Annotated in this window: 12 protein-coding genes; 9 read left to right on the forward strand and 3 right to left on the reverse strand. The window is 30.5% G+C overall.

Annotated features, from left to right (window positions below; genetic code table 11):
* The first annotated feature begins 32 nt into the window (after positions 1-32).
* The 7 genes from J9309_RS11655 to ctlX all read left to right on the forward strand — a co-directional run bounded on the left by J9309_RS11655 (position 33) and on the right by ctlX (position 8,023).
* On the forward strand, positions 33-1,556 hold the full coding sequence (locus J9309_RS11655; protein ID WP_230476056.1) for a catalase: 1,524 nt from the start codon (positions 33-35) through the stop codon (positions 1,554-1,556).
* Between the two features lie 72 nt (positions 1,557-1,628).
* Positions 1,629-2,138, forward strand: coding sequence for an ankyrin repeat domain-containing protein (locus J9309_RS11660; protein WP_230476057.1), 510 nt, complete (start codon positions 1,629-1,631; stop codon positions 2,136-2,138).
* A gap of 309 nt (positions 2,139-2,447) precedes the next feature.
* A complete protein-coding gene (locus tag J9309_RS11665; protein ID WP_230476058.1) occupies positions 2,448-4,691 on the forward strand; it encodes a RelA/SpoT family protein in 2,244 nt (747 codons plus the stop codon).
* Position 4,692: 1 nt separating this feature from the next.
* Positions 4,693-4,953 carry a hypothetical protein gene (locus J9309_RS11670; RefSeq protein ID WP_230476059.1) on the forward strand — a complete coding sequence of 87 codons (261 nt, stop codon included), beginning with the start codon at positions 4,693-4,695 and terminating at the stop codon, positions 4,951-4,953.
* A 151-nt stretch (positions 4,954-5,104) separates the two neighbouring features.
* Positions 5,105-6,082, forward strand: a complete 978-nt coding sequence (locus tag J9309_RS11675; RefSeq protein ID WP_230476060.1) for an amidohydrolase family protein — start codon at positions 5,105-5,107, stop codon at positions 6,080-6,082.
* An 82-nt stretch (positions 6,083-6,164) separates the two neighbouring features.
* Positions 6,165-7,079, forward strand: coding sequence for a dimethylarginine dimethylaminohydrolase family protein (locus J9309_RS11680; protein ID WP_230476061.1), 915 nt, complete (start codon positions 6,165-6,167; stop codon positions 7,077-7,079).
* 5 nt (positions 7,080-7,084) lie between these two features.
* Complete coding sequence (ctlX, locus tag J9309_RS11685; protein ID WP_230476062.1) at positions 7,085-8,023, forward strand: citrulline utilization hydrolase CtlX; 939 nt, start codon at positions 7,085-7,087, stop codon at positions 8,021-8,023.
* A gap of 38 nt (positions 8,024-8,061) precedes the next feature.
* On the opposite strand, the gene J9309_RS11690 is transcribed toward ctlX, so the two are convergent.
* The 3 genes from J9309_RS11690 to gldJ form a co-directional block, all read right to left on the reverse strand.
* Positions 8,062-8,598 carry a hypothetical protein gene (locus J9309_RS11690; RefSeq protein WP_230476063.1) on the reverse strand — a complete coding sequence of 179 codons (537 nt, stop codon included), beginning with the start codon at positions 8,596-8,598 and terminating at the stop codon, positions 8,062-8,064.
* Between the two features lie 66 nt (positions 8,599-8,664).
* Complete coding sequence (locus J9309_RS11695) at positions 8,665-9,945, reverse strand: UDP-N-acetylmuramoyl-tripeptide--D-alanyl-D-alanine ligase (protein WP_230476064.1); 1,281 nt, start codon at positions 9,943-9,945, stop codon at positions 8,665-8,667.
* 134 nt (positions 9,946-10,079) lie between these two features.
* Positions 10,080-11,699 (reverse strand): gliding motility lipoprotein GldJ, encoded by a 1,620-nt coding sequence (gldJ, locus tag J9309_RS11700; protein WP_230477872.1) that lies wholly within the window; start codon positions 11,697-11,699, stop codon positions 10,080-10,082.
* A gap of 166 nt (positions 11,700-11,865) precedes the next feature.
* On the opposite strand from gldJ, the gene porU reads away from it, so the two are divergent.
* Positions 11,866-15,762: a type IX secretion system sortase PorU gene (gene porU / locus J9309_RS11705; RefSeq protein WP_230476065.1), complete on the forward strand. Its 3,897-nt coding sequence runs from the start codon at positions 11,866-11,868 to the stop codon at positions 15,760-15,762.
* A gap of 273 nt (positions 15,763-16,035) precedes the next feature.
* Positions 16,036-17,217 carry a type IX secretion system outer membrane channel protein PorV gene (porV, locus tag J9309_RS11710; protein ID WP_230476066.1) on the forward strand — a complete coding sequence of 394 codons (1,182 nt, stop codon included), beginning with the start codon at positions 16,036-16,038 and terminating at the stop codon, positions 17,215-17,217.
* Positions 17,218-17,226 lie beyond the last annotated feature (9 nt).

Raw genomic sequence — 17,226 nt, forward strand, 5'->3', positions numbered from 1 at the left:
AAAATTTAGTAATAGAACAAAACAAATATAAAATGATCAAAAGAAGTTTAGTTTTAGGGTTAGCTTTCTTATCTACGATAGGATTCGCACAACAATTAACTACAAATACTGGGACGCCAGTAGGAGACAACCAAAATTCAAAAACTATCGGTAACAATGGACAAGTTTTATTAGAAGACATCCATTTAATTGAAAAATTAGCTGCTTTCGACCGTGAGCGTATTCCAGAACGTGTTGTACACGCTCGTGGAGCTGGAGCTTTCGGAGAATTCGTTGCTGCTGCAGATTTTTCTGACGTTACGATGGCAGATTTTTTATCTACTGCAGGTAAAAAAACACCTTTATTTTTACGTTTTTCAACTGTAACTCACCAAGCTGGTTCTCCTGAAACTTACCGTGATCCTCGTGGATTTGCAGTAAAGTTTTATACAGAGCAAGGGAACTACGATTTAGTTGGAAATAACTTACCAGTTTTCTTTATTCGTGATGCCATCAAATTCCCAGACATGGTACACGCATTCAAACCATCTCCATTAACAAACGGAGCGTCTGATCCAAATCGTGTTTTTGATTTCTTCTCTAATATTCCGGAATCAACTCACATGTTAACTTGGTTATTTTCAGACTACGGAACTCCAGCAAACTACCGTGAAATGGTTGGTAACGGAGTACACGCTTACAAATGGGTTAATGCAAAAGGAGAGGTTACTTATGTAAAATACCACTTCAAACCTCACCAAGGTGAAAGAAATTTAACTACTGAAGAAGCTTCTCAAATCCAAGCAAATAGTATTGAGCATGCAACTTTAGATTTACATAACGAAATCGCTAAAGGAAATTTCCCAAAATGGGATTTGTACGTTCAAATGTTAAAGAGAGAAGATTTTGATAAATTAGACTTCAATCCAGTTGACGTAACTAAAATTTGGCCAGAATCTGTTGCTAAAATGGTTAAAGTTGGAACAATGACATTAAACGAAAATCCATCTAATTATTTCCAACAAGTTGAGCAAGCTGCTTTCTCTCCAGCGACTTTAGTTCCTGGTATCGAGCCGTCTGAAGATAAATTATTACAAGGTAGATTATTCTCTTACTTTGATACGCAGCGTCACCGTTTAACTGGAAACTTCCAACAGATTCCTGTGAACGCAGCTAAAAACAAAGTAACAACTCACAATTCTGATGGATATATGTCTATTCGTGAGCAAAAAGGAGATGTTAATTATCAACCATCTACAAATGCACCAGCAATTGTAGATAACGCAAAATTCAAATATTCTAAATCAGTTTTCCCAGCTGGAACAACTACAGTTCAAGGAAAAATTGATAAAGAAAATAACTTTGCACAAGCAGGAGATTTATATAAATCATTCTCTAAAAAAGATCAAGATAACTTAATTAAAAATTTATCTGGAGCTTTAAATGCTGTTAAAAATAAAGTAATCGTTCACAAAATGATTGCTCATTTCTACCAAGCAAATACTGAGTACGGTACACGTTTAATGAAGGCTACAAATACTTCAATGAATGATGTAAAACAATACTTACCAAAATAATATTTAATATATTAATTATAGATTGGAGTCGATTGATTTCGGCTCCATGACTTTCAAAATAAACAATCAATTATGAAAAAGTTTATCTTAACATTAGCCTTAGTTTTTGCTTCAAATTTGGCAATAGCTCAGGATTTATATTCTGCATCAAGAGAGAATAATGTTGCTTTAATGGAACAATTAATAAGTGAAGGAGCAGATATTAATAAAGCTAATGAACGTGGATTTACACCATTAATTTTAGCTGTTTACAACAATAATTTAGATGTTGCTAAATTATTATTAAACAAAGGAGCAAACCCAAATGCGCAAGATAAATCTGGAAATAATGCCTTAATGGGTGCTGCTTTTAAAGGTTATACTGAAATGGCAAAGCTTTTAATTGAAAATAAAGCTGATGTAAACCAAGTTAATTTTAATAATGCATCATCTTTAATTTTTGCGGTAACATTTGGTCGCAATGATATTGCTAAATTGTTAATTGAAAACGGAGCTGATTTGACAATAAAAGATAGCAGTGGGAAAACGGCAAAAGATCACGCTATCTTGCAAGAAAATAAAGAGATTTTAGATCTTTTATAATAAGAAAGGAGAACGTAAGTTCTCCTTTTTTGTTTAAATTTTATGATCAAATTTTCAGTTTTAATCGTCATATTTAACTTTATTATTAAGTTTAAATTATTGAAAATTAATTTGTGATTAATTCTTTAATTTATACTTGTGAATAAAGGTTAAGTTATTTTAATTTTTATAATATTTTATTTTGATTATTTATAATCATTAATAGTAATAACATTTAAATAAATTAAAGGAAAATCTCGTATATTTAGTTTTATAAACTTAAATTTAAAGTTTAGACTAAGCTAACTATTACCCAAAACTAAATTAAAGATGACAGCTCCGTTAGTGATGACTCAAGAGCAACTTGAGCAAGAAAATATAGAGATTACAAGACGTTATAAAGTGATGTTGAAAAACACCTATGTAACCTTGTCAGATGATGATAAAAAATTAATTAGAAAAGCATTCGATTTAGCAGTTGAAGCGCACAAAGATCAACGCAGAAAAACAGGTGAACCATACATTTATCACCCGATTGCAGTTGCTCAAATAGTTGCAGATGAAATAGGGTTAGGAGCTACTTCTATTGCTGCTGCATTGATGCACGATGTAGTTGAAGACACTGATTATACAATAGAAGATATTGAAAAGTTATTTGGGAAGAAAATTGCTAAAATCATTGACGGTTTAACTAAAATTTCTGTTTTAAATAAACAAGATGTTTCTATTCAGTCAGAAAATTATAAAAAATTATTATTGACGCTTTCTGAAGATGTCCGAGTAATTTTAATCAAAATAGCTGATCGTTTACACAACATGCGTACGCTTGAAAGTATGCGTGAAGATAAACAGCTTAAGATCGCATCTGAAACGATTTTTATTTATGCACCTTTAGCTCATCGAATGGGCTTGTATAATATAAAATCTGAATTAGAAGATTTAAGTTTACGTTATACAAAACCTGAAGATTATTTCGGGGTTGAACGTAAATTAAGTGAAACTAAGGAAGAAAGGGAGAAATATATAAAAGATTTCATTCGTACTTTAAAAGATAAGTTAGATGAAGAAGGTTTAGAATTTGAAATTAAAGGCCGTTCAAAATCTATTAATTCCATTTACCGTAAAATGGTAAAACAAGGAATTCCTTTTGAAGAGGTGTATGATCTTTTTGCAATCCGAATTATTTATCGTTCAGATCGTAAAAATGAAAAATTCTTAGCCTGGAAAATATATTCTATGGTTACGGATATTTATATTCCAAATCCTAAGCGTATGCGAGATTGGATTACTCATCCAAAATCAACAGGTTACGAATCTTTACACGTTACGGTGATGGGGCCGGAAGCTCGTTGGATTGAAGTTCAAATTCGTTCTGAGCGTATGGATGAAGTTGCTGAAATGGGTATCGCTGCACATTACAAATACAAAGAAAATTATAACGAAGAAGATACAAAAGTAGACGAGTGGATTCATCAAGTTCGTGAAATGTTAGAGCAAGAGGACACGAAAGATGCGATTGAATTTATGGATAGTTTCCAGTTTAATTTGTATTCTAAAGAAATTTACGTGTTTACGCCTAAAGGAGATTTACATTCGTTGCCAAAAGGAGCAAGTTCTTTAGATTTTGCTTATGCTATACATACGAACGTTGGCGATCGTTGTTTAGGTGCTAAGGTAAATGGAAAATTATATCCACTTTCTTATAAACTACAATCGGGTGATCAGGTTGAGATTATCACATCCTATCAGCAAAAACCTAAGATTGAATGGTTAGAATATGCAATTACATCTAAAGCAAGAAGTAAAATTAAAGCTTCATTAAATTCGGATAAACGTAAAGTTGCCGAAGATGGTAAAGAAGTTTTAATGCGTAAACTTCGCCATTTAAAAGTGGATTTTTCAGAACAAACAGTCAATCAATTACAGCAATTTTTTAAATTAAATTCTAGTCAGGATTTATTTTATAACGTTGCGATGGGAATCATTGATAATAATGAATTAAGAAAGTATGTAGATAGTACAACTGGATTTACAGGATTATTTAATAGATTCAGAAAATCAACATTCAGTTCATCTCCAGCAAAACCAAAACCGCAAGAATTTGTGGACAAATCTAAGTTAGATAGCTTAGTTTTTGGAAATGATGAAGAACGATTAAATTATGAAATAGCAACTTGTTGTAGTCCAATTCCTGGTGATAAAGTTTTTGGATTTATTACAGTTTCAAAAGGAATTAAGGTTCATAAAGTTGATTGTCCAAACTCAGTTTCATTACAAGCCAATTACGCCTATCGTATCATTAAAGCGAAATGGATTGATTCTACTCAACAAGAATTCAAGGCTTTGTTAGAATTAGAAGGATTGGATCGTCCAGGAATGGTTTCGGATATAACTTTGGTTGTATCTAAAAACAATGCTTTAAACATGCATAGCATTAACCTGTCTGAAGAAGCAGGTGTTTTTAATGGAAAAATTACACTTTCGGTTAAAAATAAATCTCAATTAGAAGATGTAATGAAAGAGTTAGAGCAAATTGAAGGAATACAAACAGTTAAAAGAACTTATAAAAACTAAGATGAAAATACTAATACTTATTTTAGGATTTTTTCCAATCTTTAATTTTGCTCAAGATAAATCTGTTACAAAAACAGAAATTAAAATTAATGATAGAATTTCTAAATCTATAAAAGAGCCAACTTTTATGGTGAATGATAGTATTGTAGATAGAAATTTAGCATTAAAACTAAATCTTGATTTAATTAAAAATATAATCATCGTAAAAGACGATCCAAAATATCCAGATGGATTAGTTAAAATCACATATAAATATAAATAAAAAAGTCCGACTTTGATTGTCGGACTTTTTCGTTGAAACTAGTAATAAAGGCACAAAGTTACAGAAATCTTTTAGAATACTTCCTATGTATTTCGTTAAGAAATCAAGCAAATCCTTACTAATTTTACATCCCGAAAACAAACAACACACAATGAACTCAAAGAACTATAATCCAATCGAAGAAGTATTAGAAAAAGTGAAATCAAAAGGAGGGTGGGTTAATGCACATTCTCACTTAGATCGTGCTTATTCATTAACACCAGATACTTTTGCATTATCAAATTCTTACTTAAAAGAAAAATGGCATTTAGTAGATGATATGAAGCGTAATTCGTCAGTAGACGACATCTATTTCCGTATGGAAAAAGCCATAACTTATATGTTAGAACAAGGTGCTCAGGCAATTGGTTCTTTTATTGATTGTGATGAGGTAATTGAAGATCGCTCAATTCAAGCGGCTCAACGATTAAAAGATAACTACGGAAAAGACATTGAAATTCGTTTTGCGAATCAAGTTTTAAAAGGAGTTATTGATCCAAAAGCTCGTCAGTGGTTTGATTTATCTTCAGATTTCGTTGATATTATCGGAGGTTTACCTGCGAAAGATTTCGGTAGAGAAGATGAACATTTAGATATTTTATTATCAACTGCAAAAGCTAAAAATAAATTAGTTCATGTTCACGTGGATCAATTTAATACAGACGAAGAAAAAGAAACTGAACAATTAGCTCGCAAAACAATAGAACACGGAATGCAAGGTAAAGTTTCTGCGGTTCACTCAATTTCAGTTGCTGCGCATCCAAGAAAATATCGTTTTGAATTATATGATTTAATTAAAGAAGCTGATATGCATATCATTTCTTGTCCAACTGCTTGGATTGATCATAACCGTACAGAACGTTTAGCGCCATCTCACAATTCGGTTACACCTGTAGATGAGATGATTCCAAGAGGAATAAATGTAGCCTTTGGTACAGATAATATTAATGATATTTATAAACCATTTTCTGATGGACATTTACTTACAGAATTACGTGTAATGTTAGAGTCTTGTCACTTTTATGATGTTGATAAATTAGCAGAAATTGCAACTGATAATGGTTTAAAAGCCTTAGGAATTAAAAAATAAAATGTATATTTATACAGAATAAAAAAATCTCGCTTTATGCGAGATTTTTTTTGGAATCTCATTTTACTTAAATTAAAAAGCCATGAAATTAAACGTAAAGAATGAAAGTGCAAAATTAAAAGTTGTAGTACTTGGACGAGCAGAATCTAACGGAGCAATTCCGACATTAGAAGAAACATTCGATGCAAAATCTTATGAAACTGTTTTAAATAATGATTTTCCTAAAGAAGAAGATTTAGTCAGTGAAATGGCTGAATTTGAATCTATTTTAAAAAAATATGATGTTGAAGTTTTACGTCCAACTTTAATTGAAAATGTAAATCAAGTATTTTCTCGCGATGTTGGTTTTGTAATTGATGATGAATTTTTTGTTTCGAATATCATTCCGGATCGTGCTGAAGAAGTGCAAGCTTATAACCAAATCAAAGAAAAATTTAAAGGAAATAAAATCACATATTTAGATGAAAATATCTATGTGGAAGGTGGTGATGTTATTTTATATAATGATTATATCTTTGTTGGAACATACGATCAACCCGATTTTAAAAACTTTAAAACCGGTAGAACAAATATTGAATTTGTAAATTATATTAAAGAAAAATTTCCAAATAAAAAGGTATTAAATTTTGATTTGAAAAAGCATGATACTAATCCATACGAAGGTATTTTACATTTAGATTGTACATTTCAGCCAGTTGGAAAAGACAAAGCAATAATTTATAAAGATGGATTTTTGTTCGAAAAAGATTTTCAAATCTTAGTTGATATTTTTGGTCAAGAAAATTTATTTGAAGTAACAAAAGAAGAAATGTATTGGATGAGTCCAAATGTTTTTTCAATTTCAGAAAATGTAGTTGTTAGCGAAAAGAATTTTACAAGACTGAATGATCATTTACAAAATATTTGGAATATTTCTGTAGAACCTATTAATTATAGAAATGTTTCAAAAATGGGAGGACTTTTACGTTGTTCAACAATGCCATTAATAAGAGAATAAATAAAATGAAAAAACAACAATATACTAATACAATTTTGATGGTTGAACCTGTGAATTTTAATTATAATCCACAGACAGCTGTAAACAATTATTTTCAGAATGAAGCTGATGAACAAGCAGAAATTGTTCAAAATCAAGCGTTAGAAGAATTTAAAAATATGGTTTCGGCTTTACGATCAAAAGGAGTAAATGTTATCACCATAAAAGATACCCAAAATCCTCATACTCCGGATTCTATTTTTCCAAATAATTGGATTTCATTTCATGAAGATGGAACTGTGGTACAATACCCAATGTATGCTGAAAATAGAAGGCTTGAACGTAGGGAAGAAGATGTGCTTTCACTTTTAGAGGAAAAGGGATTTAACATAATTGATGTTTTAGATTTTACAACTGCAGAGGAAGAAGAAATTTATTTAGAAGGTACAGGTAGTATTATTTTAGATCGTCAAAATGATATTGCTTATGCGGCAATTTCTCAACGTACTGATGAAGAGTTGTTTATAGAATTTTGTGAAGAATTAGAATATTCTCCAATGATATTTACAGCGAATCAAACAGTTGATGGTAAGCGTTTACCTATTTATCATACAAATGTAATGATGTGTATTGCTGATGAATATGCAGTAATTTGTTTGTCTACAATAGACGATAAAAAGGAAAGAAAATACGTTGTTGAGAATTTGAAAGATACTGGAAAAGAGATTATTGCAATTACGGAAGAGCAAATGCATCAATTTGCAGGAAATATGTTACAAGTTGGTGGGTTAGGGCAGAAATATTTAGTAATGTCACAAACTGCTTTTAATTCTTTAACTACAGAACAAATTGCTGCAATTGAAAAATACAATCCAATTTTACCAGTGAAAATTGATATGATTGAAAAATTGGGTGGTGGTTCTGCCCGTTGTATGATGGCAGAAATCTTTTTACCTAAAGCATAAAATAAAAAAAGCGATTCAAATTTTGAATCGCTTTTTTATTATTTAAAATTTTGTTTGTACTTACTGAACATTTTTATAGAATCTTGATATTGCTTATCTAAGATATTATATAAATCTGGTTGATTTTGCAATACACCTTTGTATTTAAATCTTTCTTTCTGAAAATATGCAACATGTTTAGTTATTACTTTCCTGTATGCATCTTTGTCTTTACTTTTTCTTCGATTTAATTCTTCAACATCCTTGCGGATTTTTCTTGTGTATAATTCAGATAAATTCCAAGTAAATTGATATTCTTTTAAAAGCTCATCATGTTTTACTGACATCCAAGATTCATTCGGATTCATTTTATTGTAAACACGATAATTTGGTAACTTTCCAGGTTCTTCTGTAATCGTCCATGAAATTTTAGTAGAAAATTCACCTTCAACACCTTTTGTTGTTTTTGGCTTTGCTTTAAATTCGTTGAAAGTTAATTTTTTTTCAGACCAATCGATTGATGGATCTACTTTTTGTTGTGTTATAAAATTTGGTTGAACAGTGTTCAATAATATATAAGCGAGTGTTATGATCATATTTTATATTTGGTTAAATATATAACAAAAAATAAACTATAAAATTATGTTAATGACAAAATAATTTTATAAAATAGATTCTAATAAATCTAATCTCATTCCGTGTGAACCTTTGATTAGAATGTTATCTGTATACGTGAAATTTGATTTAACATAATCTTCAAAATCATTACGATTTTCAAATTTCTTAATTCTATCTGATTGAATATCAGTTTTTTGAAAGTTAATTCCTAACAAATAAATATTTTCAAATCCGTAAGATAAAGCTATTTTTGCAATGTTAAGATGTTCATTATCAGATGTTTCACCTAATTCGAACATATCACCTAAAATTACAGTTTTAGTTCCAGTAAAAGTCGAAAAGTTTTTTAATGAAGCTTCCATACTTGATGGATTTGCATTATATGCGTCCATGATTATTTTATAACCTTCTCTTTCAATGATTTGTGATCGATTATTTGTAGGAAAATAATTTTCAAGACCTCTTTTAATTTCTTCAGTGCTTAATTCAAAGTGTTTTCCAATTGCAATGGCACAAGAAATATTACTGAAATTGTAAGATCCAGTTAAATTTGTTTGAATTTTAGTCTCATCAAATTTTACAGCAATATAATCTGAATTTGATTCGATAGGAGATATGATGTATTTACCTTCTTCAATTCCAAAAGATATAATTTCAAGATCTTTCGTTTTTTCAATCTGAATTGGATCATCTAAATTCACAAAAGCAATTTTCTCGTGATTTCTTAAATAATCATACAATTCTGATTTTCCTCTAATAACACCTTCGAATCCACCAAATCCTTCTAAATGTGCTTTTCCAAAATTTGTTATGTAACCATAATTAGGTTGAGCAATTGTACACAAAAGTTCAATTTCTTTTTTGTGATTTGCACCCATTTCAATTACACCCATTTCAGTTCCTTCAGGAATAGAAAGAATTGTTAATGGTACACCGATGTGATTATTCAAATTTCCAAAAGTGAAATGAACTTTATATTTTTCTTTCAGTACAGAAGAAATTAATTCTTTTGTAGTTGTTTTTCCGTTAGAACCTGTTAATCCAATAAATGGTATTTTTAAATAATTGCGGTACGCTCTTGCTAAATCTTGCAACGCTTCAAGAGAATCATTTACATAAAATATGTTTTTAGAAGTATTTTCATATTCTTTTTCATCAACAATTGCAGCTAATGCTCCGTTTCTAATTGCCATTTCAGCAAATTGATTTCCATTAAAATTAGCTCCTTTTAAAGCAAAAAAGATACAGTCTTTTGAAATATTACGTGTATCAGTTGTAATTTTTTTAGTCTTTAAAAAGTAATTGAATAATTCTTGAGTTCTCATTTATATTAAAAATACTATTAATTTTAGTTAGTGTAAAGATAGTGCAGAATGACTTAAGATTTTGTAAAAATAATTAGATCTAAAACAAAAAGCTCGATGAAAACATCGAGCTTTTAATTTATATCATCAGAGAATTAAACTCCTCTTCTTTTACGTTTTGATTCTTTAGTTCCTTTGTAATCTTGAGCTACACGGAAACCAATCCAAGATTTTGCGTCAGCTTGGTGCATGTATCTTCTTTGACCAGCATCAACCCAGTAAATAGGATCGTTCCATGAACCACCTTTTACAACACGAACACCATCAGAAATTTCTGTAACACGTTCTGCACCATCTTTTTCTAATACAACTTTTCCGTTTGCATCAACTACGAAAGTACGTACTGGTGAGTTATACATATCATCAGTTCCAACATTTTCATCATTATTAATTACTAATGAAGATCTGTTATCACCGTCACGGTAGTTACCGTAATCCTTAGTAATTTCTTTTTTGTAAGAACCTGGTAAACCTTTGTAGACTAAACGTCCATTGTTTAATGTATCAAACTCTAAGTTAGTTTCATCGTATTTAACAAAACCTCCAGATCCATTATCAATATTTTGTTTGAAAGTATTTCCACGGAAATAGTTGAAATCGTTTGCCTCATCATCGATAATAGGACGGTAGATATCAGCAGTCCATTCAGCAACGTTACCTAACATACCATAAACTCCGAAATCATTCGATGGGAATTTTTTAACATCGTTAGTAATTGCAGAACCATCATTTCCAAATCCTCCAATACCAGAATAATCTCCACGACCTTGTTTGAAGTTATCTAAATATTGACCTCTGTTTTTACCTTTTTCTTGGCGGAAAGAGTTTTGAGAAACTTCTTTACCTTGGTATTGATTGAATTCTCTGTTTCCAGCTAATCCTAAAGCAGCGTATTCCCACTCTGCCTCAGAAGGTAAACGGAATGGTTGAATCTCTAATGAACGTGTAGAACGGTTAGCATTCTGGATACGTGTATTAGTCGATTTAATTTGGTAAGACTTTAATAATTTAGTTGAATCAATAGCTTCAGCAACGTTTGAATCGTTTTGTTTGTATTGTTCAGCATTAAAAGTTTTCTCACCGTAGTTGTACTCCTCATTAGAGTAGTAGTCTTTAGCAAGAATTCCTTTGTTCATTAATTCTTTTTCATTCGCACGGTCAGTTAACCAATCACAGTAGTTTACAGCTTGTAACCAAGTAACTCCAACTACAGGATAGTAGCTAAATTCTGGTGAAAACATGTAGTTTTCTGTTGAGAAATCATCGCGAGATAATGTATTATTGAAGATAGACTCGTCTGGTAAAGCACCGTTGTAGATATCTTTGTATAAAGTTTCTTCAGGAGGGAAAACAACTTTTAACCAAGTTAAGTATTCGCGATATTCGTAGTTAGTTACCTCAGTTTCTCCGATGTAGAAAGATTTAACTTGCATACGAACAGGAGAATTATTCCAGTCACGCATTACGTCATCCTTAGTAAGTCCCATAGTGAAAGATCCTCCCTCAATGTAAACCATACCAGGCCATCCTTTAATATTTTGTTTTTGTTTTCCGGAAAAAAACCACCCTTTGCTATCATTAGGTTTCCAACCTGTACGGCTTGTGAAATTTTTTGTTCCACCACCTTTTTTCTTTCCGCCACTTGATGCACAACTTACAAAAGCAGTAAGAGATGCTGCAGCAAGCACTAAAGAAAAAATACGTCCTTTATTCATTTTCATAGAATACTTAATGGTTATCTAATATTAAATTTATTGCAAATAAAAGCATTTAACAGCAATTTAACAACGCTGAACGCTTATTTATTTAACTCAAACGAAATATTTATTTTTTTATTTTATCAATCTAAAAATATATTTGTGCTATAATCGTTTTCCAAGTATGAAGAAATACATAATTCTAGCAATATCATTATTAAATTATAGTCATTTATTCTCCCAAAATTACAAAATAAATTGGGAAAATAACAAAGACTATACATTAACTAATGGTCAAAAAATAAAGGTTCCATTTTTTGATAATTCAACAGAATATTCTCTGAATGAGTATTATACGCCTAATTTTAATATCGTATTAAATGAAAGAGTAGATCAAGTTGAAATTATAAATCCGGTTACAAGTCCTTTAACAACAGCTGAATTAGTACAATTTAGAGCATTTGAGATAGTAGCTGAAAAAATTAGTTTTTCAAGACAGAATTATTTTGATAATAATGTTCAAAAAACTTTAATTTCAGTTTTTCCTTATGTGAAAAAAGGTAATTCTATCCATAAATTACTTTCTTTTGACATTAAAAAATCTACAAATAGCAATAAATCTTTAGTTCAATCAAGAATTTTTAGTGATGATAGAAGTAGTGTTTTAAAGGAAGGAAACTGGTTTAAGATAAAAGTAGATAAAACTGGAGTTTTTAAACTAAACAAAAGTTTTTTCACAACTCACGGTATTCCAACTTCTGGTTACAATCTTTCTTCATTAAAGATTTATGGAAACGGTAATGGAAGAATGATGGAAAATGCTAGCGAATTTCGTTACGGTTCTTTACAAGAAATTCCGATTGAGTTTTTAGGAAGTGAAGATAATTCGTTTGATGCGAATGATTATATTACTTTTTATGCAAAAGGACCACACCAATGGTACAGACAAAATGAGAGTAGTTTAGCTGATGTATTTCTACGTTATAATATATATGATGATTATTCATATTATTATATCACTTTTGATGGTAATAATGGTAAAAGAATAAATTCTCGTGAAAATAATTCAACTCCGATTAGGACTTTCAATACTTACGATGCTTACCAATTTCATGAAAATGATTCTTTAAATATCAATCAAGTTGGACGTCAGTGGGTAGGAGAAATGCTTAATGGAAGTAATTTTTTTACTAAAAATTTTAAAGCTAATGATGTACAAGCTGGTGAAACAGGATTCATAAAATATTCTGTTGTTGGGAAAAATGCACAATCAACGACTGCAACAATTACATTAAATGGATCAACAATAGGTACAGAATCGTTTAATTCTACAGCATTTAATAATAGAACAAATCAAGTTCAATTTCCTATTCAGGGAAATGATTTTAATGTAAATGTTGCTTATAATAATGCTTCAAATCCAGCAGGTTTAGCCTTTATTAATTTTATTGAATTAAAGTACAAGGAAAAATTACAATATGGTGTAAATCAGTTTTCATTCAGAAATTTATCAAATCTAAATACGGGTGAAACTTATGGATTTACGTTAAATAACAATTCAGGTGTAAAAGTTTGGGATGTATCAGATATAACTTCAGCGTATCAAATTATTCCAAACGGATCAACTTATAATTACACTTCAAGTTCTCAAGATTTTAAGAATGAATTTATAGCATTTAAAGATGAACATTTATTTACAGATGTTACGTTTGTTGGACGTATAGCTAATCAAAATATTAGATCTTTTAATGATGTAACGTTAGCAATTATTACCCATCCAAGTTTAAAAGAACAGGCTTTAAGGTTAGCTGAATTTAGAGAGCGACACAATAATATTAAAGTAGCAGTTGTTACTACGGATGAAATTTACAATGATTTCTCTTCGGGTTCTAAAGATCCTATTGCAATTCGTGATTTCTTAAAACATTTAAAAGATAATGGAAATCCTTTAGAATATGCGATCCTGTTAGGAGCAACAACTTACGATCCGAAAGATAGAGTACAAGGTAATATAAATTTGATTCCATCTTTTTACAATCTAAATTCTGAATCATTAGAAAATTCGATTACATCCGATGATTACTATGCAATGTTAGGTGATCAGGCAAATTTTGCTTTGGATGCAGGGAATGGAACATATACTTATAATGCAAATAATTTAGACATTGCGATTGGTCGTTTACCAGCTGCTAATTTGTCAGAAGCTAAAACGTTAGTAGATAAAATTATTTCTTATTACGAGAAAATTCCGAATAAAGGGAATTCGTACGGAGATTGGAGAACAAAAATTGCTGCAATTTCTGATGATCCTGAATATTCAAGTATTGAAGTAAATACACCAAGATTTGACCAAGATTTTAATTCGGTTTTTGATCAAAATCAAAATAAATTTTATGCTGTAAATAAGTTATATATTGATGCCTATCAACCTGAACAAACTTCTGCTGGTCTTCGTTATCCAATGATTAACAGTTCTATTTTAAATAATTTAGAGTTAGGAACTAATTTCATGATGTATTATGGTCATGGAGGGCCAAGATCTTGGGCGCAAGAACGTATTATTACAGGAGAAGAATTAACGAATCTTTCTAATTTTACAAATACTTTCGCGCGTGTTCCAATTGTGGCGACAATAACATGTGATTTTACTGTTTGGGATTTACCTCAATATAATTCAGCTGGAGAAATGATGCTGAAAAATAACAACGGTGGTGCTTTAACAATGTTAACTACTAATCGACCAATTGGTACAGTTTACGGTTCTGCTTTTAATGGATATATATTAAAAGAATTATTTCGATTAGATAATCATCAAAACATTTCGACAGGAAAAGCTTTAATGAATGCGAAGAAATCATATGCAGTTACAGCAACAGATCATTCTCGAGTAAATTTATTAGGAGATCCAATGGTTGCGGTTTCGCGTCCAAAACAAGATATCCGCATAACAAATTTTAAAGTTAATGGAGTAGATGTAGATTATAATTCTCATCAAATTAAAGCGTTAGATTTTGTTGAGATTCAAGGAGAAGTTTTAAATGAATCGTTAGCTATTGATAACAATTTTAACGGGAATGTACAGAATATTTTATATGAAAAACCTGTAGAAAAAGCGTTAAGAAACAATAAAGGCCATAGTGGTTTTACGCCGTATTCATTTACCGAAGAATTTAAAACGATTTACAAAGGAAATTCTAACGTTACAGATGGTCAATTCACGATTAAATATTACGTTCCTAAAGATATTAATTACGAAGTAGGAGAAAGAAAATTAGTTCTTTATGCGTACAGTGACAACAGTGATGCGGTAATGAATTCTAAAGTTATCGTTGGAGGATTAAATGAAAATGGAATCAATGATGACGAAATTCCACAAGGAAAATTATATATGAATAATTTAAACTTTGCGAATGGAGGAATTACAGATCGCGATCCTTATTTAATTGGTTGTTTAACTGATAACACAGGAATTAATGCAACTGGTACAAGTATTGGGCATGATGTTGTTGCAACATTAGATGGGCGTATTCAGGATTCTTATGTTTTAAATGAATATTTTGAATCTGGAGATAGTAATCCATGTGTGAACAAGAATTTTGAAGATTATCAAAAAGGACAAGTTTTATATCAATTAAAAAATTTAGAATTAGGTAATCATAAAGTTGAACTTAAATTTTGGGACATTAATAATAATTCTAATACAGCTACTTTAGATTTCGTAGTGATGGAAAATGGATCAAACCAATTGCATATTGACAAGTTATTAAATTGGCCAAATCCATTTACAAATAATACATTCTTTCATTTCGAACATAATTGTGATTCTGAGTTAGAAGTTTTAGTTCAAATTTTCACGGTTTCAGGAAGATTAGTCAGAACAATTAAGCAAACTGTATCTGCAGAACCTTTTAGAGAAGGTTACCGAACTGGTAAATATGATATAGAGTGGGATGGTTTAGATGATTTTGGTGATAAAATCGGAAAAGGAACATACATCTATAAAGTAAATGTTAAAGGAGTTAATTCTGAAGTTTGCAAAGGGAATGCAACAGCAATCGAAAAATTAGTTATACTTAAATAATAAAAAAGGTCAGTTCTTTAACTGACCTTTTTGCAATATATTAAATTAAGTTTCGTTATAAACATATATTTTAGACAACCTAAATTACGTATTTAAATAAAAAATTAATTTTTCTTATTCGAATAAGACTTGAAATTAAGAAAGATACGCTTGCAGTAATACACAACAACTTGAAAAGTTTAATTTTTAACATTGTTAATCCATTTTTTACATAAAAGGGGTGTATATTTACAAGCTTTTACTATTAAAAAATAAATAACTAATAATACGAGGATGAAAAAGATTACCAGTAGCTTGTTGATGTTAATGTCGGTAGCTTTATTTGCGCAAGAAATTCCAAATGAACCAAACCCAATTTTAACAGGTGCACCTTTCTTAAGAATTTCGCCTGATGCCCGTGCTGGATCATTAGGAGATCAAGGGGTTGCAACATCAGCAGATAATTTTTCTCAATATTGGAATGCAGCTAAATATGCTTTCAGTAAAGATTATTCAGGAGTAGCATTTACTTACACACCATATATGAGTTCTTTAACAAGCGATGTTTTCTTGTTAAACGCAACTTATTTCACATTTTTAGGAACGGAAGAACGTAGTACATTAGCTGCTAGTATTTACTATTTTAACATGGGTGAAATCGAGTTAAATAGTTTAAATGCAGCAACTGGTCAAATTCAAAATGATGGTATTGCCAAACCAAACGAATTTTCTATCGATTTATCTTACGGTTTAAGATTATCAGATTATTATTCGATGGCTGTAACAGGTCGTTTTATTCGTTCAGATTTATTCAACGGATTAAATGATGCTACGGTACAACCAGCAAATTCTTTTGCAGTTGATATTGCAGGTTTCTACCAATCAGAAACGATGAGTACAAATAGTTTTGATGGTAAATTACGTGCAGGTTTTCAAGTATCTAACATTGGTCCAAAATTAGATTACTCTAATCAAGAAGATAATTCATCATACTTACCAACAACTTTACGTTTAGGAGCTGGTTATGATTTCAAATTTGATGATTATAATAAAGTATCTGTGTCTACGGAATTTGCAAAATTATTAGTTCCAACTCCACAATACGAATTTGATGAAGAGGGAAATGTACGTTACAGATACATTCCTAACAAAGGTCCAATTGATGGAATTTTTAGTTCTTTCGGAGATGCTCCAGGTGGAAGTGCAGAAGAATTAAAAGAAATCACTTACTCTGTTGGTGCTGAATATTCTTATAACGAAGCATTATTTATTAGAGCAGGTTATTTCCATGAAAATCAAATGAAAGGAGATCGTCAGCACTTAACTTTAGGAGCTGGTTTAAAATATAATTCTTTCGGAATTGATTTTTCTTACTTAATTCCAACTTCTAAAACGAACAATGCTTTAGAAAATACTTTACGTTTCGGCGTATCTTGGAATTTTGGTGGTGAAACACAAAACTCTTACGATTACTAAGATTTATAT

This window comes from Faecalibacter bovis, assembly GCF_017948305.1.
In the GTDB taxonomy this organism is placed as follows: Bacteria; Bacteroidota; Bacteroidia; order Flavobacteriales; family Weeksellaceae; genus Empedobacter; species Empedobacter bovis.